We start from the raw sequence: 329 nt of genomic DNA, 5'->3' as shown, positions 1-329 counted from the left end.
CCCGAGGAAGCCGCGCGGGCGGCCCGCACAGTGTTGGCGCTGCTGGGCGCGCACGTGGTGGGCGAGGTGAGGGCGGAACTGGCCGCCCGGCTACCGGAGGAGCTGGCACTCGTCCTGCTCAATCCGCTCCAGGCGCGCGAGCCGCTGTCCCCCGAACGGTTCGTCAGGGCCACCGCGGCATGGATCGAGGGAGCAACCGAACAGACCGCTGCCTGGGATGTGAGCGCCGTGCTCAGCGTGGCCGCCGATGCGGCGGGCGAGGAGCTCACTGGCCGCATACTGCTCCAACTCCCAGCGGGCTACGACCTGCTGTTCGGCCACCCCCAGCG

At 72.3% G+C, this 329-nt stretch carries 1 protein-coding gene; it reads left to right on the top strand.

All coding sequences use genetic code 11. From position 1 onward, the window contains the following. The coding region (locus TN53_RS43445) for a DUF2267 domain-containing protein (protein ID WP_046264453.1) at positions 1-329 on the top strand (329 nt) is incomplete at both ends.

Source organism: Streptomyces sp. WM6386 (assembly GCF_000972385.1).
GTDB lineage: Bacteria > Actinomycetota > Actinomycetes > Streptomycetales > Streptomycetaceae > Streptomyces.
The sequence above is the reverse complement of the archived record's forward strand: the minus strand, read 5'-3'. Positions and strand labels throughout refer to the sequence as shown.